Below are 26,188 nucleotides of genomic sequence, written 5' to 3' on the forward strand. Positions count from 1 at the left end.
GCATGACACGGCAGATCAATGATTATTATTTTCTGCTTTATGCCGGTAAGCTTCCTGCAAATTATTCTTTAGTAACTGATTATTGGGATCAATTGACAGCGCTTTTTTGCCTGCGGCGATGGCTTTATCCCATTGCTGCAATTTATTGTAAGCTGCGCAAATATTGTTATAAGCCTGTACATAATTAGGTTCAAGTGCCAGCGCCTGGTTACAGGCATCGATGCAATCCTGAAAACGACCGGCAACATAGTAGGATAAACTTAGCCCCAAATATTTATCCGCCGTAGGCGATTTTCTGATTTCGTCAGCCTCAAGATCGGCTTTGCTTTTACGAGCAATGGCGGCTTGCAAATAGTTCCTGGCCTCGGCATTATTGGGCTCCAATTGTAAGGTGCTTTCAGCCAGCTTTTTTAATTCGCCCCAGTTCTCGGTGTTTTGGTACCCCTCCATTAATTGCATCCGCGCAAAAGTATTTGCCGGTGATAGCTTAAGGGCATATTGCAGCTTTGGTATAGCTTCTTTATATAGCCCCCGGCTGTTCAGAAAACGGGCATAGTAGCTGTAGGCATCCGGATAATTGCTGCCATATGCGAGGCCTTTTTCAAAGTAACCCCTTGCTTCTTCATCGTGACCGGCGGCAGACTTAAGGATGCCAAGATTTATATAAATGCTGAAGTAGTTTGGGAGTAATTTGAGCGCCCGCTCGTAATAGATCTCAGCAGTGAGATAATCGCCCTGTGCCATTTTGCTCAGGCCATAATTCATAAGCCCGCGGCCATTGTTGGGGCTTTTTATAGTGACGTCATACCAAAGGCTATCCTCGTCATACCATACTTCGTTGCGCCGCCAGGTGCCATAGGCGTATGTAACCAGTAACAGGGTTAATAAAGTTGCAAATAGAATTTTATAGCGCGGAAGATGCCGGGTAATCCAGGGCATCCATTTTTTTATTAATAGGGCAATATTCCAACTTACGCTAATGAGTAAGCCGACAAAGGGAAAATACATGCGGTGATCATTCAATACCTCAGCCAGCGGAATTATGCTTGATGTAGGCAGCAACGCCAGAAAGAACCAGACAATGCCAAAGCTGATTGGCCGCAGTTGTTTTTTCTGGGAAGTGATAAAAGCAATAGCGATCATTAGCACAACAAAAGCCATTCCCGCAAAAAAGCGCCAGTCGGATATGCCGGGTAACAGTGTCCAGTCAGAGTCGGCACTTAACTGGGTCGGCACAAAAAACATCTGGAAATAATGCGCGATAACAATAGGCTGCGTTATGAGATACTGCATAGGGGAGGCGCCGCCCGGTTCCCAGGTTTTAGGCGTCATTTTATCTAAAAACCAATACGTAACGGCGCAGCAAATAAAAGCCGGGATAGCTGTTTTTATTGCCCCAAATACTTGCCTGAATTTACGAGGTTTGAAGATATCCACTAAACCCAACCCTTGCTCAAAGAATAATAGATAAACAAAAAACATCGGCGCAAACATCACTGAGGGTGGCTTGGCCAGTGCACCTATAATTACCGGAAGCAGGTATAGATAATACTTACGGCATCGCCCCGAATATTGATATAGCACGAAGGCGAGCACCACACCGAAGGTGGATTGTATATCTGCCCGGGCAATGACATAATTAACGGTTTCGGCTATCGCCGGATGAAGCAGATAAAAGGTAGCGGCAATGAGTGCAACGGCGGCATTCCGCTGGTTATTGACAATAGTGATATCAAAAATCCGGTGCATAAATTTTACCATCAGCCATCCTTGTAACAGAAATAAAATGAAAGTAGACAGATGAAAAAAGAACAGGTAATAATCGCCGCCTAACCAGTAATCAAATGCCAGCGAAGTGGTGGTAACCGGGCGGTATGACTGGTTTTGGGGCAGGGTGCTGCTGGTGCTACCGTTCTTAAAGAATAACGGAATGTTATGTATATTGCGTATGTAGGCATTGTTTTGTATGGTATGCGAATCGTCAAAATGGAAGCCGTTTTGAAAATGGTTGGCATAGGTGATGGCACAGAGCAACATCATCAAAAAAATACCGATACGGAAATGGTGCTTTTTCACGAGGGTAAGTTATTAAACATTTGCCAATTGTATTTGGCTTATTTAGCCCGTTAAATAGTCCAGAACTGCCGCGCGGTTATTTATGCCGATGCGTTAGGTTTGTTGTATTTAGCAGATGAGAATGAAAAGCATATTCGATAAGCCGACCCGCGACGCCATTATTGCGCGCATTAAAACTCTTAATGAAAACAATATACCGCAATGGGGCAAGATGAATGTTTACCAGATGCTGAAGCATTGCACTTTGTCTGATGAAATGTACCTGGGCGATAAAGTTTATCCGCGACAATTTATAGGGCGGATATTTGGTAAAATAGCATTGAATAATTTAACTAAGAATGACGCCCCGATGGGCAAAAATGCTCCAACCAGTAAAGATTTTAAAGTACAGCAAAGTGCTGGCGATATCATTGCCGAGCGTGACAAATGGGCCGGCCTGATTGAACGGTATCAGGACTTCGATGCCCCCGACTTTACACATTGGTTCTTTGGTAAAATGACGAAAGAACAGGTGGGTCAACTGGCATACAAACATGCAGATCATCATTTAAGACAGTTTGGTGTTTGATACCGGACTGTATGAAGATGCGCATCGCGTCTCTAAAATACACCAATCAATCTCCAGCACATCTATTCCACTTTTGTCCACGGCGATGGCAGCACATTGCAGCGTTTGGCGTAGGCGTCCCAAATGTCGTTCATCTTTTTAACCAGGTCGGGGCGCTGGGCAGCCAGGTCGTGCATTTCGCTGCGGTCGGTTGTAATATCATACAACTCCCATGGCGACGACCTATATGTATGGCCTTTCATTAGGGTGGCTTCGCTTACCAGTTTCCATTTACCCATGCGCACGGCCTTATTCATTTCATGATCCCAGCATAACGCCTCACGTTTCAGCGGCTGGTTGGTGAAACTTGGCACCAGGCTTATACCCTCAATCGGGGTGATGTCATGGCCGTTATAAGTCTTAGGATATGGCGTATGGGTAACATCCAGAATGGTTGGCATGATGTCCATTTCATGGCCCACCTGGTCGCGCATTTCGCCTTTGGCTTTCAATCCGTCTGGCCAGTGAACGATCAGAGGTGTAGAAATACCACCTTCATGCACATAGTGCTTAAACTTGCGCAGCGGCGTGGTAGACACATTGGCCCATTCCTGCATGTACGATACATAAGTATCCGCCGGACCAGCCATTAAATCATGGCCCTGCATCACCAGTTTCCCGGCGCGGGTGGTTTTAGGGTTGTTGGAATAGACCAGCGACTCAGGTGTCAGCTTGCGCACATTTGCGGTGTCAGCAGCTTCGGCACGGATAGGCCCGTTGCCAATGATCTCGGCACAGGCGCCATTGTCCTGCAAGAAGAAAATCAGCGTGTTATCATACATGCCGTCAGTCTTCAACTGTTTGATAATTCGCCCGATACCCTGGTCCATGATATCGATCATAGCGGCGTAGGTCTCCATGCGGCGCAGCATAGCCGGTTTGTTTTTTTCATCAGCCCAGGGCTTACCGTCAAACGGCGAAAGGGCAACATCCGGTTTAACCACGCCCAGCTTCTTCATGCGCTCTAAACGTTCCTTGCGCAATGCTTCATATCCTTTGTCAAAACGACCTTTATATTTGGCAATCTCCTCGGGCGGGGCCTGCATTGGCCAGTGGGCGGCGGTATATGCCACGTACATAAAGAAAGGCTTGTCCTTATCGCGCTCTTTGATAAATTTTACTGAGTTGTCTGAAATAGCGTTAGTGAAGTAATACTGTTGGGGATGATATTCCGGATCATTGGTGGTATTAACCAAAGTATTGTCACGGCATAGGTAACCGGGATCATAATAGTTAGCCGCGCCGAGGATAGTGCCGTAATAATGATCAAAGCCCCGCTGCAACGGCCAGTTCTCTTTGCCGCTGGTTGGTTTCGGGTCGAGGTTTAGGTGCCACTTACCCGTCATGTAAGTAGCATAACCCGCCGAATGCAATACCTCTGCCATAGTAACGGCGTTATGGCTTAAGTCGCCGCGATAGCCGGGTAGTTTAAAATCATCAGTTGTCATCCAGCCCATACCTGCCTGATGCGGGTCGAGGCCTGTCATTAATGAAGCACGCGAGGGGCAGCACCTGGCGACATTATAAAATTGAGTGTAACGCAAACCCTCTTTGGCAAGCATATTGAGATGTGGTGTGGCAGCCTCGCCGCCGTAGCAGCCCAAATCAGAATAACCCATATCGTCCGACAGGATCACTATAATATTAGGGCGTTTTAACGCTGCCTTTTTGGGTGCAGGTTTTATCGTGTTTGCCTTCCAGGCTATCACGACAATGCAGACCACAGCTAATACAGCTATTGATCTAAATTTAAAATACCTCATAGGTGCGGACAGTTGGTTACTGTTACTAAGTTATAAATTAAAGTTCCAAAAACGCAAAAGCCCCGATCTTTCGATGCGGGGCCATGCTACTATTGGCAAACCTAATTATATGCCTTTATCAATGTACTGCACCTATTTTTTTAAGCAGTTTCCGGTTTTCGCGTTTGTGGATGAGTCTGTGCACCAAGGCATAAATTACAGGCAATATCAGTAAGGTCAATATGGTCGAAGTAATCAAACCGCCTATTACCACAATAGCCAAAGGTTTTTGTGTTTCGCTGCCAATACCGGTCGATATTGCCGCGGGCATTAAACCAATGGCGGCCATCAAAGCAGTCATCACCACTGGCCTGACGCGCGATATTACGCCGTCCAATATCGCTTTATCCAAAGGCATGTGCTCTTCCAGGTTTTTGCGGAACACCGATATCAGGATCACGCCGTTCTGGATACACACCCCAAACAACGCAATGAAACCAATACCGGCTGATATACTAAAGTTGATACCTGTAATATGCAAAGCCAATATACCGCCAATCAGCGCGAAAGGTACATTCATAATAACCAATGTGGCATCTTTAACATTGCCAAAGGTGATAAACAAGATCAGGAAGATGACCAGCAAACAAATTGGCACCACGTGCGCCAGGGTCTTCGATGCGCGGGTTTGGTTCTCAAACTCACCCACCCATTGCGTTGAGTAGCCGTGGTCAAATTTAACCAGCCGGTTTACTTTTGCCTGGGCCTCGGCAATGGTGCTCCCCAGATCGCGCCCGCGGTTCGAGAATTTAACCGCAATGTGACGCATGTTATTGTCGCGGTAGATAAATGCAGGGCCGGTTAATATTTTTATAGCGGCGATCTCTTTGATAGCGATCTTCGAACCGTTGAGTGTTGGTACCATCAGGTTCTCGATCTTATCCTGCGTATCGCGGAACTGCTTTTGATAACGCACACGAATGTCAAAGCGACGCTCGCCTTCATATAGTTGGCTAGCGGCTTTGCCGCCTATCGCCATTTCAATAACGGAGTTGGCATCGGCAGTGGCCACGCCGTATAGGGCCATTTTGCGTTGATCCAGCTCTATCCTAAACTCCGGCTGACCAAGGTTGCGCAGCACGCCTAAATCGTCAATGCCTTTTACGGTTTTAAGCACTTTCATCACTTCGTCGGCTTTTTCATCCAGCACTTTAAAATCCGAGCCGAAGATGTTTACTGCTAACGCCGCGTTAACACCGGCAACGGCCTCTTCCACGTTATCGCGGATAGGCTGCGAATAGTTGAATACCGTACCAGGGATCTTCCGCAATTGCCCGTCCATCGCATCAATTAAACTATCGCTGGTAACACCTTTTGGCCATTCTTTTTTATTTTTCAGGTCGACTTGTATTTGCACATCAAAGAAACCTTTCGGGTCGGTACCGTCATTGGTACGGCCCACCTGGGCCAGGGTTTGCTTAACTTCAGGGAACTTAGCCAGCATCTGCATCATTTTTTGGTTGATGCTTTCGGCTTCGGGCAATGAAACACTCATCGGCAACTCGGCTTCTACCCATAATGCGCCTTCATTCAGATCGGGCAGGAACTCAGTACCCAGAAATTTAGCTGAGAAGAAGGTCAGGGCCATAAACGAAATGGCAACTATCAAACTGATCTTGGGGTTCTTATACGTATAATTAAACATCCGGCGTATGCCATTCTCAAAGAACGTTACCACCGGATTATGTTTCTCTTTTACATTTTTATTGAGCAGGATGCTTGACAGCGCGGGCACCAGCGTAAGCGTAAATATCAGGGCACCCAGCAAGGCAAAGCCCAAGGTATAAGCCAGTGGCGAGAACATTTTGCCTTCCACTTTTTGGAAAGCGAAGATCGGTATTAAACAAGTGATGATAATGAGCTTGGAGAAAAAGATCGCCTTACCCATTTCGGCGCCGACATTTTTAAACAAGCCCAGTTTAGCCAGCTTGTTAAATTTCTCCATGCCAACCTCGTGTGCCTTATGGTCGAGTGCTACAAATATACCCTCCACCATCACCACGGCGCCGTCTATAATGATACCAAAATCCACCGCTCCCATGGAGAGCAGGTTGGCGCTCATACCTTTTATCCGCATACAGATAAAAGCAAACAGTAACGACAGCGGGATGATAATAGCCACCGTTAAAGTGGTTCGCCAATCGGCCATGAACAGGAATACGATGACAGTTACCAGCACTATGCCTTCCAATAGGTTGTGAATCACCGTTTCGGTACAAAAATCCATCAGGTTGGTGCGGTCGTAAAAGGTGTCGATCTTGACATCTTTTGGCAATATGTTGTCATTCAGATCTTTAACCTTATCGCGTACACGCTCCAATACCTCGGCTGGATTTTCGCCTTTGCGCATTACGATGATCCCTTCAATAACATCCTTCTGCTTATCGCGGCTAACCTGGCCCAGGCGGGGTAAACCGGCCTCATGCACATCGGCAACATCCTTGGCCAGGATAGGTACGTTATTTACATTTTTGATGATGATGTTTTTCATCTCATCAACGTTATTGATCAAACCGATACCCCGCACCACGTAAGCCTGGTCATTTTTCTCAATAACATCGCCACCTACGTTAATATTACTGCGGTTGATGGCATTGTATACGTCAAGCGAAGTCAAACCATATTTTTGCAGCAAAGCCGGATTGACGCTTACCTCGTACGATTTTTCTTCACCTCCAAAACTGTTCACGTCGGCAACGCCGGGAACGGCTTTAAATTGACGGTCGAGCACCCAATCTTGTATAGCGGTGAGTTCGTGCAATGATTTGGTTTTACTTTTCAGGGTATAACGATAGATCTCACCGGTGGGGCCATAAGGCGGTTCAATCTCGGGTTTTACTCCATCAGGCAGATCGACGTTGGCCAAACGGCTTAATACCTGCTGACGCGCAAAGGCGTCGTCCACATCATCGTCAAAAATGATACGGGTGTATGATAAACCGAATGCAGATGTGGTACGCAGGTTAGATTTCTTCTGCACAGAGTTCAACACCGTCTCTATCGGAATGGTGATGAGCTTCTCGACCTCCTCGGCACTGCGGCCCGGCCATTGAGCGATGATGATGATCTGCGTGTTGGTTACATCAGGGAAAGTCTCAATAGGGGTATTGGTATAACTCCACACGCCTATGCCCACCAAAATGGCGGTCATAAAAAACACGAAGTAACGGTGCTTTAATGAGAAGTAGATTATATTTTTAATGAATTTATTCATTGTTTGATTTCGGGTAAAAAATAACTGCTATTGATAATTGGGAAGGCATTACGCCAATCAATCGCCGGTTAAAGCATCATACAACAACAGTTGGTTTTTTGAGATCACCTTATCGCCGGGCTGTAAGCCTGAACCTATATACGAGATATCATCCACCGTTTTGATCACACTAACCTCCCGCACTTTCAGGTCGCATTTTCCGTTGTAAACCACGACGTAATTTTTGCTGCTGTCAAACACAATGGCTTTTGCCGGTACAGACACTGCTTGCTGGTTTTCGGTATTGGTAATCACTACGTTAGTAAACATTTCGGGTTTTAATAGCATCCCCGGATTAGGTAGTACTATCTTGATCTTCATTACCTTATTATCAGGGTCCAGCACTGAACTGACCTCGTTCACCTTGCCCATAAATACTTTTCCCGGATAAGCCAGGGTGGTAACTTTAGCGTTGTAGCCTACTTTTACCTTGCTAATGTCCGACTCAAATACGTTGGCCCATATCCAGACATCCTGCATGTTAGAAATAGTAAACAGGCTGCCCGAGTTATCCTGACGAATGAAACTGCCCGAAGTAATACTTTTCTCAATGATATAACCGCTTTCAGGAGCTTTGATAACCAGCGTGCCATTCTCGCTGGTGTTGCCTCCGCCATTGATGGATAGCTGCTGTTTAACCTTGCGGTTGGCGGCTATGGCTTTATTATAGTTCTCTTTAGCCTCAGTATAATCACGTTCGCTCGAGATACCGTTTTTGTACAGCGATTCAGCCTGATCTAATTGTCGCTTAGCTACCGCAAGGTCTGATTGGGTCGACGATAAGTCAGTATAATTACCGGCAACATCGGCACTGCGCATCACTGCCAGGGTTTGGCCCTTCTCAACTTTATCGCCTAACGACACCTTTACCGATATCACCTGGCCGCTTGAAAAAGGGAATACTTTAACCACATTATTATCATCGCTTGAAACCTCGCCCGAAAGGCTAAGCTCATCTTTCATAGTGCTGGTTTTAGCGGTATCAATAGTGATCATTTTCTGTAATGAGTCACTAATACATACCTCTTTGGTCTCTGGGGCATCAACGGTTTTGGGCTTGCAGGCTGCCAAAAACATTAAGCTGCCAAGACCAATCAAAATCGTTTCTCTTTTCATCATTATTAGTATCAATTTTTAGTATTAAGGCTTTATTACTGTTGTCCCGGTGGCAAAATTTAGGTCGGCAATAGCCTTTTGCAGGTTGTTTTGTTGCTGGATTATTTTAAGCTTAGTGTCTTTGTAAGTGTCAAAGAAGTCGACAAACTCAATTAGGCCAATGTGGCGTTCTTTGAAACTTTTCATCATGGCGCTAAAAAGCTTGTCATATTGCTCGTTAAATTCTGATTGCTGGGTGGTAAATAGCTCCTGAGTTAGCTCATATTGTTTAACCGCAGCAACTACTTCATTTTTCAGACGCAGGTCGTTATCCTTTACTAAATTCTCCTGACTTTTCAGTGTATACTCTGCCGCCTTTATATTGCCCTGATTACGGTTAAATAATGGTAATGGAAGCCCTATTTGCAAGCCGTAATAGTTTCGCGCATAACTGCTGTTTTTGTCATAAGCTACACCTATCGTAATATCCGGCGCAGCCAAAGCTTTCTGATAAGCCAGATCATGCGAGGCCGAATTAAGCTGATATTTATTTTGCAGATAATCAGCACGATTGCTTTCGGCCTGGCCGATCAAAGCTGGGATATCCAGCTTGACCGGTTGGCCTTGTTGATCGGCTAAAGTGGGGGCAATGTATGTAGTTTCTTTTACGCCTAACAGCGTTTTTAATTCTGTTTGCAGATCATTGATCTGTTTGCTACTCTCTATCCTGTCGTTTTGCAGGCCAAATAACAACGCCTTTAAACGGATCAGGTCCTTCATCGATGTATTGCCTGCATCGTATGACTTTTGGATGCCGTTAACTAAATTGGTTGCAGTGGCAATTTCCAACCGGTAAACCTGATCCTGCTGTATCAGCGTAGCCAGCTGACTAAAATCCAACTGCAAATTATAACGCAGGTTGCGCATCAGGTCGTTAAACGCGGCCTCCTGCACCTGGGCATTGTCTTTAGCCACGGCCACCTGTTTGCCGCGTTTGCCTGCGGTTTGAAAAACCTGGCTTAACTGCACAAACACCTGCCCCAAACTGCTGTTGTGATAGAAGAACTTTTTACTACCACCGTCATAAATATTCTGATCGGTGCTCAATACCGGATTGCCCCAAAGCTTGGCCTGCAATATCAGGGCTTTGTTCGATTCGATATTGTATTTCTGGGCAAGTAACTGAAGGTTATTTTCCAGGAACTGCTTTTCGGCGTCCTGAAAGCTTACTTTAAGTGTATCCGTCTGGGCACTTGCCTTAAAAACTGTAGTTGAAATTAATAGGGGTATTAATAAAAAACCGACTTTAAAACGCATATTTATTCTAAAGCGACAAAGGTATCGAGGCCTATTATCGAATAAATTAAAATGACATTAGAATTGTTCCTGTCGCAAGAATTTGACAGTCATACAGGTGCCCTGGCCCTGTTGCGATTGCGCATCCAGCGTTCCGTTAAATAGCTGGATGATCTTTTGAGTAACGTATAACCCTATGCCGCTTCCGGCAAAACTGCGGCTATTATTTGCGCGATAAAACGAGTTAAAGATCTGGTCGATGTCGTGTGCCGGGATACCGATGCCTGAATCGATGATCTGCATTTGGATCGTTGATTCGTCGGCATAAAAGGTACACTTTACTGTTCGCTGATGAGAAAACTTAAAAGCGTTACCAATAAGGTTATTTAAGGCGATAAAAAGCAACTGATAATTAGCAGGTATGGTCAGCATTGCTTCATTCTCTGGCATATGTTCAATGATTAACTCCAATGCGCCCGGGCGTATCTTGCCGGCCCAATGATCCTGTAATTCCCATAATAATTCATCTATGCGTACCGGGCTTTGATGAGCAATGGTGAAATCCATATCTACCTGGGCCAGTTCCATAAGGCCCGAAATAGTATCGCGTAACCGCTCAGATTCTTCAAGGATCAATTGCAATATCCTGCGGTTTTCTTCGGGGTTAAGTTGTTTTTGCAAGGCCAGTTCGGCTTCGCCGATAATGGTGGTGATAGGCGTACGCAATTCATGCGACGCGTTGGCGACATAGGTGCGTTGTAAAGAAAAGGCGTTTTCAAGATGCTCTAACAGCCGGTTAAAGTTGCTGGCCAGCTCACTTATTTCATCCTTCCCCTTACCTTCGTCTATCCGCAGATGCAGGTTGGTGGCCTTGATCAATTTCATCTGTCGCACCAAATTTTTAATAGGCGATAGCGTGCCTTGCGCCAGCCACCGGCTTACCAAAAATAAGGTAGCGGTTACAATCAAAAACACAATGGTCATTACCTCGCGAATGGATGCCAGTTGCCGCCTTCCTGTCTCATCGACGGCTGAAACCAGAATTACGAAATTGCCCTGGTTGTCCTTAACATACGTGCCAACTATTTGGGCTGTCTTACTGGTATATTCCAGATAGTTCTGTTTGCGTACCCTCTCAATTACTTTGTAATTCCAATACTGCTCATCATCACGGATAAAAGCCGCGTCGTTCTTGTCGTCATAAAACCGGGTAACCTCACCGTGTAAATTACGCATATAGCGTGTGCGGACCTTGGCAAGTGAGTCGGGGCTTATTTCGTCCGCTTTAAGATAAAGTTCAGCAGCTACATTAGCACGGTCATACAGGTGGCGGTAAAAATCATTATGTACAATGGTGTAAACCGATATATAAAGCGACACCATGACCACCAGCAACATGCCCGAGCCTACCAGCGTAAAATAAAGCGAAAGCCTGTCCTTTATTTTCACATTAAGCCGATTCTGTTTTAAAAATATAGCCTTTACCTACGACGGTATGGATGTATTTTGGGGAAAAGCTTTTGTCAATTTTATTGCGCAGATAGTTTACATATACATCAACCACATTGGTACCGGTGTCGAAGTTTATGCCCCATACTTTTTCGGCTATAGTTTGGCGCGACAGTATTTTGTCATTATTATGCATTAGCAGTTCCAGTAGAGCACATTCTTTAGTAGTAAGCGTTATTTTTTTTCCTTCGCGCTCGACGGTATTATTGGCAATATTCAGTACGATATTACCCTGGCTGATAATGGGCGACGATTCAGACGCGTTGCGCCTTAATAAAGCATCAATGCGGGCCTGCAGTTCTTTTAAGTGAAAGGGTTTTACCAGGTAATCGTCGGCGCCTGTGTTGAGTCCGGTTACCTTATCGTCGACACTGTTCAGCGCCGTCAACATCAGGATGGGTATGGTTTTATTTTTTTGCCTGATATGACGGCATACCTCAACACCCCCCAGGTAGGGAAGCATCAGATCAAGTATGATCAGGTCATAAGGTTTGTTGGCGAAGCGTTTAATAGCTTCGGCGCCATCTGCGGCGATATCGACTGTGTGATTATTCTCTTCGAGCGTTTTTTTCACCATGGCCGATACCCGTTCTTCGTCTTCAACTAAAAAAATTTGAGCCATATCGTATAAACAAATATAGTTTTAAAGTATTATACAGCGTCTTAGATTATTTTAATGTGCGGAACGAACTACTTGCCCGCGCGTCATAGCGAAGAACCAAGCAATCTCTGCATACGCTAGTCAAATTTGCCACTATCGTGTAGAGATTGCTTCGTCGTTCATCCTGGCAATGAGGTAGGTGGTGACGGCATTTACGAACACTCGTCCACCAACATCAATATCGAATGGTAGTTTCTGCCCACTGCGTCAGACAAAGCTATCTCGCAGGTTTTTGAAGATGAATAATAACCGTCAAAATCACAACCTCCAATTTCTTTAGCCTCGGGCCGGGTAGCCGAGTAAGTTAGCTCCGGATGCAGAAAGCCCCTGTCGCCAGCCATGCCGCAGCAGCCTGCAAATACCGGCACATCAACATTTTTGGCAAACCTGCGGGCAATATGGATAAACTGGGTTTCCAGTCCGGGCATTTTTTGGAGCGAACAAACGGGATGAAGCACCACGTTTTCTTTTTTATGGAGAATCCTGATTTGCGGCAGCACAAAGTCATGAATATAGGTAACACTATCGATGATGGTCAGCTGATCAAATCTGGCTTTATTTTCTTCCGTCAGTACGCCACGACAATGCGTTAGCGTTTGGGTGCATGAGCTGATATCTAAAACCACGGGCAACTTGCCTGCGGCCGAGACCTCCCACAACTGACTAACCGTTAAGTTAGTCATATAATGATATGCATCTTTAAATCCTTTGGAAGAATAGATCTGCCCGCAGCAACTTTTCTGGATATCCTGCGGAATGATGACATTGATACGTGCCTTTGCCGACACATCCATAAAGGTTTGCATAACACCTTTTTGTCCATCAGGTTCGCCCATGGCGCGCGATATACAGGCAGGAAAATATACTACTGATCGATTATAGGTAGAGTTGTATAGATTACCCGGAATGGGCCGCGCCGCAGCCAATTGATTTGACCATAATGGAAAGGCCGGAATAATTTTACGCAAACCTTTAGTCAGCCTGTACGTTGCTTGCTGGCCAAATAGCCGGTTAATCAGTATCCCGGTTTTAAGGCCCAGGCGTACCAGTTTATAAATCACCCTAAATCGTCGGGCAGTAAATAAGGCCAGATTGTTTGCAACATCTGAATGTTTTTCGCGTCGAAGTCGCTTTATCAGATCACCGGTATTAATGTCAACGGGGCAGGCTGTAGCGCAAAGGCCGTCTACAGCGCAGGTTTCCAGGCCTTCGTACTGGTATTGGTGCAGCAGTTCTTTATATTGAGGATTGTAGCCCTGGTTCTTTAATCTTAATAACTCGCGGCGCACTACAATGCGTTTACGAGGAGTAAGCGTGATGTCACGACTTGGGCATTTATGTTCGCAAAAACCGCATTCAATACAGCGGTCAACTTCTTCTTCAACCTGCGCCAGTTCTTTCAGGTTTTTAATGTGAGCCTGTTTATCGGCGTTGATAATAACACCAGGATTGATCAGGTTGTATGGGTCGACGGTTTCTTTTACCGATTTCATGATCCGGTAAATATCCCCACCCCATTCCGTCTCTACAAAAGGCGCCATATTGCGGCCGGTGCCGTGCTCAGCTTTTAACGCGCCGTTATATTTTTTCACGACGAGATCAACCACATCCTGTAGAAAAGCTTGATACCGTGTTACCTCGGCAGCCGTATCAAAAGCCTGTGTAACCACAAAGTGGATATTGCCATCCTTGGCGTGACCGAATATAATTGCACGTTCGTACCCATGCTGCTTAAATAGCTGTTGCAGGTCGATGATGGCATCGCCTAAACTATCGACAGGGAAAGCGATATCCTCCAAAATTACCGAGGTGCCGCTGACACGCACTGCGCCCACTGCCGGGAACATGCCCTTTCGTACCTTCCAAAATAATGCCTGTTCTGCCGCAATCGCCGTAAACTCGGCTTCTACCAATAGCGACAGCTCATTAGTAATAGCCAGGAATCCGTCCATTTGCACCTTCAGTTCATCTTGGGTATTGCCTTGAAATTCTACCAGCAAAGCGGCCGCATTGTCGGGTAAAGTTTTGATGATTGCAGGCATGCCGGCTATATTTTCTATGGATTGTAGCGAGGCCCTGTCCATTAGCTCCACAGCAACTGCGCCGGCATTAGTTAACGGACGGATAGCCTGGCAAGCCGAGTAGATATCGGTAAAATATAGGATGCCGGTAAGCTTTTCAGGATAGTCGGGTGTGGTTTGAAGTACTGCCTCGGCAATAAAGCCCAAAGTACCTTCGGCGCCTATCAGCAGATGCGCCAGGATATCCATTGGCTCCTCAAAATCAATGAATGCATTTACCGAATAGCCTACGGTGTTTTTGGTTTGATATTTTCGGCGAATCTTATTGTAAATATCCTGATCATTCAGGATAAGCTCACGCAGTTCTTTTAGCTTGTTATATATCGGTGCCGATTCCGTTTTAAAGCGCTCATAATCGGCTGGCAACTCTGTGTTGTAGCGCTTGCCATCAGGTAAAATAAAAGTTATATATTTTACGGTATGATAAGAGTTCTTGCTTACACCACAGCACATGCCACTGGCATTGTTTGATATAATGCCGCCCATCATAGCTGCATTGATACTGGCCGGGTCGGGGCCAATTTTGCGCTGATATTTTTTGAGGAAAGTATTTACATGGGCGCCAATGGCACCGGGCTTTACCCGCACCAGCTCCCCGTTGTTTTCTATTGTGACTTTGTTCCAATGCTGGCTCAGATCTACCAGTATCCCATCGGTTATTGACTGGCCCGATAAACTGGTACCCGCAGTACGGAAAGTAACCGGGATGCTATGCCGTCTCGAAAAAGCCAGCAGATCAATAACCTCTTTCTCTGAAGCAGGTAAAACTACCGCCTTCGGGCGCAGGTAATAAAATCCGGCATCTGGCGCTGACGACACCAGGTCGATCAGGTCTGTCTTTATCCGCTCGGCGGGCAATATCGCCCCCAATAAATCTCCGATCTTTTGATCCACTACAAGAGTTGTTTTTAGGTTTACACAGCTTCGCGATAGCCGAAAAGCTTTGCTAATTTAAGACATTCTGTCGAAGGTAAAATACCATCCGAAGATGTCGGTTCAAATAAACTTGAAGCAGCGGCACAAACTCCGAGATTAAGGCACCCGGTAATATCCATATTGTTATGCACACCGGTTAAAACCCCGGCGGCAAAAGCATCACCCGCGCCAGATGCTCCGGCAATTTTCTCGGCAGGCATGTTGATGCTGGGTTGATAATGCGTTTGGCCCGCTTTGTTAACCGCGATAACTCCTGTTGGGAAATGTAGAATAACCCATTGCCTAACTCCCATATCGATAATGCGATGCGCGGCTTCATAACATCTTTTCAGGACGATGTTACCGTCCATCGTAGTATCAATACCGGTGATCTTCCCGGCTTCATACTCGTTCACAAACAGGTAATCGATATATGGCAGTGAAGGTGGTATCACGTCCTTAAAACGGTCAGACCGCTCACTCACAATATCTACCGAAGTGATCAATCCCTGCTCTTTGGCATTTTTCAAAACTTTGCTGCCGCGGGTGGTACCGTCGGCTTCGATGATATCCAGCTTATCCAGCAGCAGCAAATAGCCTAAATGAAAAATTTTATCCTGCGAAGCAGAAAAATCAAAATCGCCTATATCCAACAAGGCATTGGCCCCGCGTTGGTGAAAAAAAGTGCGCCTGCCGGTACTCTTAACGCTCATTACGTCTGTATATGAAGTATGGGCAGCACCCGTTTTGCGTATTTGATCGGTATTGATGCCCATGCTTTGGCAATGTGCTATGATACGGTCTCCCTTTTCGTCATCGCCCACCAAACCTACTCCGCTTAACGGAAAATTAGCCCGTAGTTTTACCAGCCCCATAATTACATTATAGGCCGAGCCGCCATTACAGCTACTCTCAGTAAATATGTTTACCAGCTTTTCTTCTTCCGGAAAACCATCGATTAGTTTTACCTGATCCATGATCCAATTGCCGCCAACCAAAATGCCGTTTCTCATGGCCTATTTGTCGCTTAGTAGTTTCACTATCGGGTTTTCGTCCTCATCTATCTCGGCGTAGCGACCAATATTCGGGTCAGAGAAAAAGTTATCGTTCAGATCATCATTGGCGGTAGATACCTCGCCAATAATGCACTCATCCGATGCCGGAAAAAACTCATGCCAGATACCTGGCTCAATGGTAACGCGCTCGCCCGATTTTAAATGCAACTCGTCGCCCGATTTAAAATCCTTAAACTCACCGTTAACCTTCATCTGGAAAACACCTTGCCCCATATCGTGAGCTGGGTCATTGGCCCAAAGGCGAATAACCAGCTCGCCTGTCCGGCAAATAATATCTTCCTTTTTCTTTTTATGCGTATGCGACGGCGTGGTTTGCCCTTTGGCAGCATACATTAGCTTCTCGCAATACTCAGCCTCTTCGGCCAGATTGATCAAAATCAAACCATAGTTTTTAAAGTTGCCTAAGCCAAAGTCGGTTACATCCCAACGAGGTTGGGGGGGGAGTGTCCAACCACCCTGTTTAAAAAACTTACCCGAACTTACAATTGCCTGGTTGATCTCTGATCTTTTCATGCCGGTTGAGTTTGATTGTATACTATTTTTTCGACAGTTTGATTAGCGAACGATTTCAGTGCCGCATCAAATACATAATGACTAGCCACGGCCTCATCAGGTGTAACACAGCCAAAGCGGCCATTCAGGAATCCTTCGCGCTCAGCAACGTAACCGGCCAGCATTTGCATAAAGCAATCAGCAAAGCCAGGCTCAAAAATACCGCCGGTAATAACCGGGAACGGCACACCTTTGAAACCCAGATCAGTGCGCTGCCAGTATTGGTCTCCATCAATGCGGAAGGTCCACAATGCTTTGGTATCTTTGGTGCTGTATTTAACGCCACCTTTGGTCCCAAATATTTCGATATACCAGGTGTTGGTTTCGCCCGGCGCAATGCGTTTCATTTCTAATAACATCGGCACTTGTTTACCGTCGATAGTTACCTGAGTATTTAATGTTGCATTGTTCCAGGTATCGCAAACGGCCATACCGCCTTTGCCATCCGGACGTTGCTCTACTATCTTTTGCAGGTTGGCATAAACCAATTCTGGTTTCCAGCCCAAACGCAGCGGCACATGTAATACGTGCATGCCCAGATCGCCCATTACACCTATCTCTCCGCAATATTTAACCTGGCGTTTCCAGTTGATGGGTTTGTTTGGGTCGATATCGCTCGAATGCAGAAAGCCGGCTTTTATTTCAATGATCTCGCCCATACGGCCTGATTTCACTTCCTCTATTACTCTTTGCGGGCCAGGCAGGAAAGGCATCTCAGAGCTGCAACGCACAAAGCGGCCCAATGCCTCCCCCTTATCGCGGATAGCCAGCGCGGCTTCCAGATCAATACCAAAAGGTTTCTCGGCCAGTAAGTCTTTACCTGCTTCTAAAACTTCGATATAAAAATCTTTATGCAGGTTATGAGGCAGGGCCACGTAAACCACGTCGATATCGTCACGCTGTAACAATTCTTTATAATCGGCGGTCAATAAGTCGACTGACGAAATATTTTTATACCACTCCAACACTTGCGGATTCAGATCGCAAACAGCCTTCAATGCCACCTGTGCCGGGAAATCATTCAGCGCAAACCAGCGGCCAAACGAACTGGCAGCCTCGCGGCCCATCAGTCCGCCACCTATAATACCTATGTTGATTGTTTTCATTGTAAATGTGAGTTTTTACTTATAAATACCTTTTTCGCTATTGCATAGCATCACAAATCCTTTTTGTCATGCTGTCGAGCAAAGCATCTGCCGACTTGCAATAATCGCCTTGCTATGCATAGTTTGCAGATTCTTCGCCCCCGCTCGGAAGGACAATTTTTTTATCACCTAACTGATTATTTCAACAAATGCATTACATCAGCCGGTTTGGCGCCATCGTGCACCAGGGCCATCAGGGCTTTGGTCATACCAGCCGGGTTAGCGTGCTGTATCACGTTGCGGCCGTACACAATGCCTTTAACGCCTTGCTGCATCAGGCCGTAAGTTCTTTGCATGATCTCTTCGTCGCTGGCCTTGCCGCCGCCACGCACCAGTACCGGGATATTACCCGCAACTTCAACCACACGGTGATATTGATTAACGTCGTCGGTTGGGTCCGCCTTAATAATGTCGGCACCCAGCTCAACACCTTGCCTTACCAATGGGATGATCTTTGACGGGTCGCCATCAACCATATAGCCACCGGCTTCGGTATTAGGGCGGAATACCAATGGCTCAATCATCAGCGGCATAGCATATTGCTCGCACACCGGTTTTATTTTCAGGATGTTTTGGATACATTGATCGGCAACCTCCGGTTCGCCCGGAATGCTGAATAAATTTACCACTACGCAAGTAGCATCTAAACGCAAAGCCTGCTCAACCGGGTTTTCAATCATGCGGCTGAACAATGCTCTTGGCAAATCCTTGCCATACACGTTAGCTACGTCGGTACGCAGTACCAATGACGGTTTTTGTCGGCCGGGAATTGACTGCAAGTACTGCGCCTGACCAATGGTTAGCTGTATGGCGTCCGGAGCAGCATCAACCAAAACGTCGACTGCTTTTTTGATATTTTCAATCCCATTTAAGAACGGATATTCGTTAAAAAATCCATGATCTATCGCTACGTCAAAGCAATTGCCCGAGCGGCCGTTAAATAATCTGTTTAATCTGTAGGTCTTCATTCTTCAAAGATATGTCTTTATGGGTTGTGTATACAAGTTAATGGGTTTATTTATGGCTATCTGATAGATAAACATTCATTACGCCGCCTTTTGCAATGGTTTTGTAAGCAATACTATTCAATTTATAATTGGCGCCGTTTAAGTTTACGGACCTAATATAAACTGAAGATGCCGTATTTTTAGACACATTGATGATAAACTTTTTACCATTGTCCAAATTGATCACCGCCTTTTTAAATAGCGGCGTACCCAGCTGATAATCGGCAGAGACCGGATCGACCGGGTAAAAACCCAAAGACGAGAAAATATACCAGGCGCTCATCTGCCCCGAATCGTCGTTACCGCTCAGGCCGCCAGGGCCGTCAGTATATTCTTCTTCACGTACGCGGGCAACAACCTGCTGGGTTTTCCAGGAATGATTGGTAAAATTGTACATGTATGGCGTTTGATGTCCCGGTTCATTGCCATGCCAGTATTCATCTTTTATAAAAATACTGTCGAGCGCGTTTTCCAGTTTGTCCTTGCCGCCCATCAACTGCGTCAAACCTGCCACATCCTGCGGGACATAAAAAGTATATTGCCGGGCTGTACCCTCTGTGATATAAGATGTTTTTTTGTCAGGATAAAAAGGAGTGATCCAAGTACCATCGGCATGTTTGCCGCGCACTAAACCGGTAGACGCATCGAAAACATTTTTATAATTTTTTGAGCGGGACAACAGTTGATCGTAATCCGCTTTATCACCCAATGCTTCAGCGAATTTAGCCAGCGCATAATCGTCATAAGCATATTCCAACGTACGCGACACCTGTTCATTGCGATGCGGCGCATCTTTAACCTCATCTTCTAAGGGGATGTAACCGTATTTAAGGTATGAGTCCAATGCGCGGCGGCCTTTGCCGGCCTCATAATCTGCCTCTGGCGCTGCATCAAAAGCGTTTTGCCTTAGCAGGCGATACGCTTCTCTTACATCATAATCAGCAATCCCTCTTAAATACGCCGAAGCAACAAACGGTGCAACATGATCGCCGATCATGGCACTGGTATAGCTGTTCCATATCGGGAATATCGGCATCCAGCCGCCCTGTTGTCCTTTCAGGATCATGGAATGGATGATATTGCTTACCAGTTTGGGTTGTAGTATCTCCAGCAATGGCAGCTCTGCCCGATAAATATCCCACATCGACAAATCATCATAATAATTTTTTCCTGCGGATAGCTGAGCATTTTGATACTGATGTGAGAACTTTGGATAGGTACCGTCAACATCATTATATAATCTCGGCATAATCATGCTGTGATACATGGCGGAGTAAAAAATGTGCTTATTCTTTTCGCTTGGGTCAGTAATCTCAATTTTGTGCAATGCTTTTTCCCAGGCCAAGGCCGCTTGTTGGCGTACCTGGTTAAAGTTCCAACCGGCAATTTCGGCATCCAGATTCTTTCGGGCTTCAGCAATACCGGTAAATGAGGTGCCGATCTTAATACGGATCACTTCACCCTTCTTCACTTTAAAACCGGTAAAAGCACCAATATCTTTCTTATCAGCGATGCTATCTGCTTTAGAATGCTCCGCACCTGCAAAAGTGCCGCCGTTAGATAACTGCTTTTCAAATCGAATAACAAAATAACCGCTAAAACCGGCAGGCTTACCGCTACCGGTATAAATGCGATAGGCCGGATTATAGCCCGATATTTCATTTTTTTGCCGGTTTACATAAACATGCGCCTTGCCTTTATCGCTATTGGGCGATACCAGTAAGTAAAGGCTGTCGTCTGCGGCGGCGGTAAATTGTATGATGGCGCAGCGGGCGGTAGCTGTTATTTCGGTCTTTAATTGATTTTCGGTAAAAATCACCCGGTAGTAATCAGGACGGGTTAGCTCATCAGAGTGCAAAAATGTGGCGGTGGTTTCAGCGGTAGCTGTTCGTAATTTGCCGGTAACAGGCATAACAGTAAAACTTCCATAATCCGGCACACAAGAGCCGCTGAGCCAGTGCGTGCCTCTAAAGCCGCTTATTTTATTATCGCGATAAATGTAGGGTGGTATGCATTTGGTCTCTAGTCGCTGAGTTTGGGGCACCCATTGCGTCATACCAAAGGGTACGCAAACCTCGGGTATGGTGTTGGCCTGCAACTCAGTACCCCCGCCATGTTTAGCTGCCGACAAAGTGGTGCTTGGCGCAGTACCTACGTATGGATCAACATATTGCAATAAGCTTTTATGCTGTGCAAATAATCCGTTTACAACCATGAGGAGTGCGATTGTCACAAACGCTCTTTGCATAATGATGTTTAAGTTTATTTAAAATACACCGCGGTTTTGCGGTGCCAGTTGGTTTGTCAAAACCAAACATAATAAGTTTATCTTGTATATACAAGCAAATACCGTAGGTTTTTAATCTCCTGTATACGTTGCGTTATCAACATTTTATTACATTTGTAATCGACCCGCCTAAATCCATGAGTAAGAAAGAAGTAATCCATTTATATAAAAAAATAATTGACGACCTTAAAGCTTTAATAGAAAGCGGGGAGTACAAAAAGGATGATCTGCTGCCGTCAGAAAACGAGCTTTGCAAAAAGTACGACACTACGCGGGCAACCATCAGGCAGGCTTTATCCGCTTTGGCTAATATGGGTTATATTACCCGTAAACATGGCAAAGGCAGTATCGTATCCGAACCTAAAAGCGGCTTGGGTATACTTTCGTTAAGCGGGGTTACTGCCGGCATAGGCGACCGCAAACTAACTACCACCATCCTTCAAAAACCCATTAAAAAAGCCTGGCCAGATGATTTCTTTTTTGAATTGGATGAAGATGAACTGAATGCAGGTTGTATCTTTTTTTCGCGTTTAAGGTATATCAATAATCACCCGGTATTGTATGAAGAAACACACATCACTAATATTGATTTGCCGCATTTTTCGTCAAGAAGTTTAGAAAACCGCTCGCTTTTCAAGATCCTGAAAGAGCATTATAAAATTGAAGTTAAAGAAGGCGAGCAAAAAATTTGGGCTATACACGCCGATAAAAACATCAGCCATTTATTAAACATAAAGACAACCCACCCCGTGGTGCACATGAAACGCCGCCTGCAAACCAATAATAAGGGCGTCCGTATTTACTCGTCTTTATACTGTAACACCGAAGAAAATTTCCTGCAGGACAGTTTTTAGTCAAGCTGATCTATACGCACCCAATCCATACCGGCGGCAATGGCCGATTGAACACCCGGATCGCCATCTTCAAACACCAGGCAATGTTTTGGGTCGACGCCTAATTTTACAGCCGCAGCCAGAAACGGATCAGGGTACGGTTTACCGTGCGGAGTCTCGCCGGCGCAAACCAAAGTTTCCACAAGATCGGCAATACCCAAAACATTCAAAGTTTTCTCGACCGCTTCGCGAGACCCGCCCGATACTACCGCAATAGGCACTTTACCGTAATGTGCTTTCAGGTGGTCAACCACATGCTCAACCGGGGTTATCTTAGCAATGTATTCATCATGATATAGTTTCTGGCGAATTTCTGCGAATTCTTCAGGATCCATGTTTGAGCCATAACGTTTATTGATCTCTTTAACCACAGCAGGCACAGGCCAGCCTGCCAACTCATCAATGATTTCGCCGTTAATATGAACGCCCTGGTCGGCGGCGACTTTTATATAGGTAAGCGCATGGGCTTTCATGTTGTCGGCAAGGGTGCCGTCGCAATCATAAAGGAACGCTTTATAGCCTTTATCGCTGCGTTCTAATAGTTTTTCGTATTTAGATGGTGATGTAATTTCCATAGGCGGCAAAGGTAAACAAATGGGTGTAGAGACGCAATGTATTACGTCTCTATTAGGCTAACGCCCGGCCATTTTCAAATGCAGGTTAGCGCCAAAATGCGCAGCGTCTATGGCCAGTACTTTGTTGAATATTTGCACGGCTTTGTCATGCTGCCCAAGCCCCAGATAACCTAAACCCTGTATGTAGAAGCAATGCGCTTTGTTGCGCACGTTCAAGTCATCATCAAAGATCAATAGATTAGGCAGTGACACCGCGAAGTAATCGATCTTTACCTCATCGTCCAAATGCTTTTGACCAAACGCCACCAGCTTATTAAAAATCTCTTGGGCTTTGGCTTCTTCACCCAGTTTGTTCCAGGCCAGGCCCTGGTAAAAGATCTTGTCGGGCTGCTGGTCGTTGTAGAAAATTGCCGCCGATGGCTCGTCTAAACCTTCCGTAGCTTTGCGGAAAAACCATTGGGCCTGCTCTTTGGCGTTAAGGCCCTCGTTGGCACAGCCCAGCCAGTAGAAGAGGTCGTTCTCGGCCGCACCGAATAACTTACCCTCGCCAAGGTTATGCGGGTACACCTGTGCTTTTTCCAACAGGTCGATAGCTACGGTAAACTCGCCGTTATTCAGCTTCTCGCTGGCAATGGCTACCAGGCTGTAAACGTACTGACCGGATGCCTTACCCTCGCCGCCCTCCCAGGGGTGAAACTGGCGCTCGCTGATCAGGCCCAGGGCTTTTTCGTGATGGCCTAAGAAATTAAGAATAGCCGCGCGCTCCAGGTAAATATCATCGCGCTCAAGAGTAGTAGTTAAGTTACTTTCAAGTACTTTTAAGCGATCAACCGGGGCGTGGTTAAGGCGTTTATAGAGCTGATCGAGTTCCATTAATACCCGCGCGTCGGTTTTATCCAGGCTGAACGCTTTTTCAAAATAGGTCACCGCTTTTTCGTGCTCATTGCGTTTGTTGAAATAAGCGATTGCCAGATTCCGCAGTACCGTCGGGAATTGATCATCCAATTTGGCAGAAAGTTCCCACGCGGCAATAGCATCATCATACTGGCGCTTGTCATACCATAAATTACCCAAATAGTAAGGCGCTTTGGCATCCGCCGGATTTAGCTGCGAAGCTAATTGTAAGGCATTAATATCCTCTAACCGATCAGGGAAACACAGGTAAGGATCGGCAGCGGCAGCTTTTTTCAATAGCCCGATAGCCTGATCTTCATTACCTGACTGATACTGAAAATTAGCCAAGTGATAGTATATCATCGGATTCGTTGCATCACCAGCAACCCCATATTTCAGTAAATCAGCAGCTTCATTAAATAAACCTGCATTGGCATAATCCAAAGCGTATTCAATAAAGTTTTGATCCCAACCGCGCGATAGTTGAACGAGTTTATCCAAATAAGTCTTATCGCCTTTCGCCAGGTATAATTCAAACAGCGCTCCCAGGTTAAAGCCATCGCGTTTTAAAGCTTGGTTACAAACCTCGACAGCTTCAGCAATTCTATCCAACTTGCGGTAAGCAGCAGCTTGCAATACATAAGCCTTGCTGTTATTGGCATTACGATCAATAGCCGACTGGATATGATCCAACGCCAGTTCATAATTCTGATTCAGCAAATCCAACTGCGCTACCATAAAGAAGCCGCTATCTTTCCAGGCATTGCTCCAGCTGGCTTTGTAAAAGGCATCGTAAGCCTCTTTGTTCTTGCCCTGAAATTTTAGCGATAGCCCCAGGTTGTAATAAGGCTCGCTATCGTACGGATTTGAGTTTCTTTGGATGCTGGTCTCGACAGCATTGCGGAAATACGGTTCGCTTTGCGCAAATTTCCCGCGGCGCAGATACCAGGCGCCTAAGGCATTGTTGTTACGGATATCTTTCGGGTCGTGACGCAGCGCCTCTTCATAATACGGTACCGGACTATAAGTAGCATGGCGATATTGCTCCAAATGCTGTGCGGTCAGGAACAACTGCTCGGCATTCTCTACTTCGGTTGGTTGCAAGGCCGGCTTAGCCGGCTCAGGTATGTTATTTAGTTTGTTGCTTGACGGGTCATATCTTAATAATTCTTTGCCTTGCGATGATGTGATAATGGTCAGCAATCGGTGCTCATCAATATTTGCAGCGTTGATAATTTTGTTATAGATCCGCTCTGGACTGATATCGGCTACCTCCTCCAATAAGGTTTTACCCCCATAGCTAAGTTTTATTTTTAGCGCCTTTTGTTCGCTTGTAGTATAAACTTTCAGGCTGATAACCTTATCTGTATAATCCAAAGCCAGCAGCATGTCCTTACTCGCATTTTTAATCACGCCCAGGTAACTGTAAGGCATAAAGTATTGCGTAAAATGCTTTTCCTCGTTCGGCATCAGCCAGCTAAAGTCGGGTTGGTTGTCGGTGAACATTCCCGTCATCAGCTCAATGTATGGGCCGTCCTCATCGGTCAGGTTGCGGTCCCAGGCCTGCCCAAAATCGCTGTGGCCCCAGGTCCACTGTTTTTTGCCGGGTGATACATGGTGATTAGCCACATGCAGCAAGCCGCCCTGCGAGTCGTGCTCATATCCCCCCACAAAATCATAAGCCGAGTTGATGGCCATGTACGAAGTGGGCACCGGAATATTTTTATAACGAGAGATATCCGTGCCTGGCGAATAATCTACTTTGTAGTATGTACTGGTAGCAATAGGAAAAGTAGATACATCGCGCTTGCCATGATCATACACCGCATTCACATCAGGCGGGAAAACGGATTGGTAATCATCATTCACCTTAACCGCCGGATTGGCCCACCACAAAAAGGTTTGCGGCAGGTACGAGCGGTTAAGCAATTTGGCTTTAATCTCGATGTAAGCCTTGTCAGGATACAACGTAAAACCCGTCATGCCCTTGGTGTGGAACATGCGTTCTATTTCGTTTGTCCAGATGGTTTTGCTGCCATCGGGATTGCTTTCTATCTTATAATCAACCGGTTCAAAAGTGCTGGGGCGATGATGTTGCGGCCAATTGAACTCTATTCCTCCCGATATCCACGGGCCAGTTAAACCTACTAACGCAGGTTTGATCACCTGGTTATAATAAACAAAGTGCCGGTTGTGTACCTTATCATAAGCCATCTGGATACGCCCGCCAAGCTCAGGCAGGACCATGATCTTGAGATACTTGTTTTCCAAAAACAGGCCGGTGTATTCCCTATCCTCTTTTTCATCATAGATCTTCTCAATCACCGGGTTTGGGTATACCTTGCCGCTGCTGCCCTGGTATACGCGTTTCTCAAAAAACATCGGGTTCTTGTCAGGTTTGCCGATGCCGTAGGTTGGGATGCTTACTTTTTCTTCCCAGATATTTACAAATAGATCGCTCATT

17 protein-coding genes are annotated in these 26,188 nt (G+C 45.8%); 2 read left to right on the forward strand and 15 right to left on the reverse strand.

The window, feature by feature from the left end:
* Positions 1–15: 15 nt before the first annotated feature.
* Positions 16–2,076 (reverse strand): tetratricopeptide repeat protein, encoded by a 2,061-nt coding sequence (locus ABD772_RS13545; protein WP_345105360.1) that lies wholly within the window; start codon positions 2,074–2,076, stop codon positions 16–18.
* 121 nt (positions 2,077–2,197) lie between these two features.
* On the opposite strand from ABD772_RS13545, the gene ABD772_RS13550 reads away from it, so the two are divergent.
* Complete coding sequence (locus ABD772_RS13550; protein WP_345105363.1) at positions 2,198–2,644, forward strand: DUF1569 domain-containing protein; 447 nt, start codon at positions 2,198–2,200, stop codon at positions 2,642–2,644.
* Positions 2,645–2,706: 62 nt separating this feature from the next.
* Here ABD772_RS13550 and ABD772_RS13555 read toward each other — a convergent pair whose 3' ends face one another.
* The 12 genes from ABD772_RS13555 to ABD772_RS13610 form a co-directional block, all read right to left on the reverse strand.
* The gene (locus ABD772_RS13555) at positions 2,707–4,446 is read right to left on the reverse strand and encodes an arylsulfatase (protein WP_345105366.1); all 1,740 of its coding nucleotides are present in this window, start codon (positions 4,444–4,446) and stop codon (positions 2,707–2,709) included.
* A gap of 118 nt (positions 4,447–4,564) precedes the next feature.
* Positions 4,565–7,699 (reverse strand): efflux RND transporter permease subunit, encoded by a 3,135-nt coding sequence (locus ABD772_RS13560; protein ID WP_345105369.1) that lies wholly within the window; start codon positions 7,697–7,699, stop codon positions 4,565–4,567.
* Positions 7,700–7,756: 57 nt separating this feature from the next.
* Positions 7,757–8,857: an efflux RND transporter periplasmic adaptor subunit gene (locus tag ABD772_RS13565; protein WP_345105371.1), complete on the reverse strand. Its 1,101-nt coding sequence runs from the start codon at positions 8,855–8,857 to the stop codon at positions 7,757–7,759.
* A 21-nt stretch (positions 8,858–8,878) separates the two neighbouring features.
* Entirely contained in the window at positions 8,879–10,150 is a 1,272-nt protein-coding gene (locus ABD772_RS13570) for a TolC family protein (RefSeq protein ID WP_345105374.1), read from the reverse strand.
* 57 nt (positions 10,151–10,207) lie between these two features.
* Positions 10,208–11,578, reverse strand: coding sequence for a sensor histidine kinase (locus ABD772_RS13575; RefSeq protein WP_345105377.1), 1,371 nt, complete (start codon positions 11,576–11,578; stop codon positions 10,208–10,210).
* Between the two features lies 1 nt (position 11,579).
* Positions 11,580–12,260 (reverse strand): response regulator transcription factor, encoded by a 681-nt coding sequence (locus tag ABD772_RS13580; RefSeq protein WP_345105380.1) that lies wholly within the window; start codon positions 12,258–12,260, stop codon positions 11,580–11,582.
* 191 nt (positions 12,261–12,451) lie between these two features.
* Positions 12,452–15,274 carry an FAD-binding and (Fe-S)-binding domain-containing protein gene (locus tag ABD772_RS13585; protein WP_345105382.1) on the reverse strand — a complete coding sequence of 941 codons (2,823 nt, stop codon included), beginning with the start codon at positions 15,272–15,274 and terminating at the stop codon, positions 12,452–12,454.
* Between the two features lie 20 nt (positions 15,275–15,294).
* Positions 15,295–16,308, reverse strand: coding sequence for a carbohydrate kinase family protein (locus tag ABD772_RS13590; protein ID WP_345105385.1), 1,014 nt, complete (start codon positions 16,306–16,308; stop codon positions 15,295–15,297).
* A 3-nt stretch (positions 16,309–16,311) separates the two neighbouring features.
* Positions 16,312–16,884 carry a D-lyxose/D-mannose family sugar isomerase gene (locus tag ABD772_RS13595; RefSeq protein WP_345105387.1) on the reverse strand — a complete coding sequence of 191 codons (573 nt, stop codon included), beginning with the start codon at positions 16,882–16,884 and terminating at the stop codon, positions 16,312–16,314.
* The gene (locus ABD772_RS13600) at positions 16,881–18,029 is read right to left on the reverse strand and encodes a Gfo/Idh/MocA family protein (protein ID WP_345105389.1); all 1,149 of its coding nucleotides are present in this window, start codon (positions 18,027–18,029) and stop codon (positions 16,881–16,883) included. The genes ABD772_RS13595 and ABD772_RS13600 overlap by 4 nt, the downstream gene beginning before the upstream one ends.
* A gap of 176 nt (positions 18,030–18,205) precedes the next feature.
* On the reverse strand, positions 18,206–19,036 hold the full coding sequence (locus ABD772_RS13605) for a class I fructose-bisphosphate aldolase (protein WP_345105393.1): 831 nt from the start codon (positions 19,034–19,036) through the stop codon (positions 18,206–18,208).
* A gap of 46 nt (positions 19,037–19,082) precedes the next feature.
* Complete coding sequence (locus ABD772_RS13610; protein ID WP_345105396.1) at positions 19,083–21,323, reverse strand: GH92 family glycosyl hydrolase; 2,241 nt, start codon at positions 21,321–21,323, stop codon at positions 19,083–19,085.
* 176 nt (positions 21,324–21,499) lie between these two features.
* Here ABD772_RS13610 and ABD772_RS13615 point away from each other — a divergent pair, with 176 nt between their 5' ends.
* Positions 21,500–22,216, forward strand: coding sequence for a GntR family transcriptional regulator (locus tag ABD772_RS13615; RefSeq protein ID WP_345105399.1), 717 nt, complete (start codon positions 21,500–21,502; stop codon positions 22,214–22,216).
* On the opposite strand, the gene ABD772_RS13620 is transcribed toward ABD772_RS13615, so the two are convergent.
* Positions 22,213–22,830 carry an HAD family hydrolase gene (locus ABD772_RS13620; RefSeq protein WP_345105402.1) on the reverse strand — a complete coding sequence of 206 codons (618 nt, stop codon included), beginning with the start codon at positions 22,828–22,830 and terminating at the stop codon, positions 22,213–22,215. The genes ABD772_RS13615 and ABD772_RS13620 overlap by 4 nt on opposite strands.
* A 57-nt stretch (positions 22,831–22,887) precedes the next feature.
* Positions 22,888–26,187, reverse strand: coding sequence for a DUF5107 domain-containing protein (locus tag ABD772_RS13625; RefSeq protein WP_345105405.1), 3,300 nt, complete (start codon positions 26,185–26,187; stop codon positions 22,888–22,890).
* Position 26,188 lies beyond the last annotated feature (1 nt).

The sequence above is a fragment of the Mucilaginibacter panaciglaebae genome (assembly GCF_039539265.1).
In the GTDB taxonomy this organism is placed as follows: domain Bacteria; phylum Bacteroidota; class Bacteroidia; order Sphingobacteriales; family Sphingobacteriaceae; genus Mucilaginibacter; species Mucilaginibacter panaciglaebae.

Excerpts from the sequence above, each read along its gene's own strand:
- ABD772_RS13550 (WP_345105363.1), top strand. The coding sequence starts at position 2,198 with ATGAAAAGCATATTCGATAAGCCGACCCGCGACGCCATTATTGCGCGC.
- ABD772_RS13555 (WP_345105366.1), bottom strand. The coding sequence starts at position 4,446 with ATGAGGTATTTTAAATTTAGATCAATAGCTGTATTAGCTGTGGTCTGC.
- ABD772_RS13560 (WP_345105369.1), bottom strand. The coding sequence starts at position 7,699 with ATGAATAAATTCATTAAAAATATAATCTACTTCTCATTAAAGCACCGT.
- ABD772_RS13565 (WP_345105371.1), bottom strand. The coding sequence starts at position 8,857 with ATGATGAAAAGAGAAACGATTTTGATTGGTCTTGGCAGCTTAATGTTT.
- ABD772_RS13570 (WP_345105374.1), bottom strand. The coding sequence starts at position 10,150 with ATGCGTTTTAAAGTCGGTTTTTTATTAATACCCCTATTAATTTCAACT.
- ABD772_RS13580 (WP_345105380.1), bottom strand. The coding sequence starts at position 12,260 with ATGGCTCAAATTTTTTTAGTTGAAGACGAAGAACGGGTATCGGCCATG.
- ABD772_RS13590 (WP_345105385.1), bottom strand. The coding sequence starts at position 16,308 with ATGAGAAACGGCATTTTGGTTGGCGGCAATTGGATCATGGATCAGGTA.
- ABD772_RS13595 (WP_345105387.1), bottom strand. The coding sequence starts at position 16,884 with ATGAAAAGATCAGAGATCAACCAGGCAATTGTAAGTTCGGGTAAGTTT.
- ABD772_RS13600 (WP_345105389.1), bottom strand. The coding sequence starts at position 18,029 with ATGAAAACAATCAACATAGGTATTATAGGTGGCGGACTGATGGGCCGC.
- ABD772_RS13605 (WP_345105393.1), bottom strand. The coding sequence starts at position 19,036 with ATGAAGACCTACAGATTAAACAGATTATTTAACGGCCGCTCGGGCAAT.
- ABD772_RS13610 (WP_345105396.1), bottom strand. The coding sequence starts at position 21,323 with ATGCAAAGAGCGTTTGTGACAATCGCACTCCTCATGGTTGTAAACGGA.
- ABD772_RS13615 (WP_345105399.1), top strand. The coding sequence starts at position 21,500 with ATGAGTAAGAAAGAAGTAATCCATTTATATAAAAAAATAATTGACGAC.
- ABD772_RS13620 (WP_345105402.1), bottom strand. The coding sequence starts at position 22,830 with ATGGAAATTACATCACCATCTAAATACGAAAAACTATTAGAACGCAGC.
- ABD772_RS13625 (WP_345105405.1), bottom strand. The coding sequence starts at position 26,187 with ATGAGCGATCTATTTGTAAATATCTGGGAAGAAAAAGTAAGCATCCCA.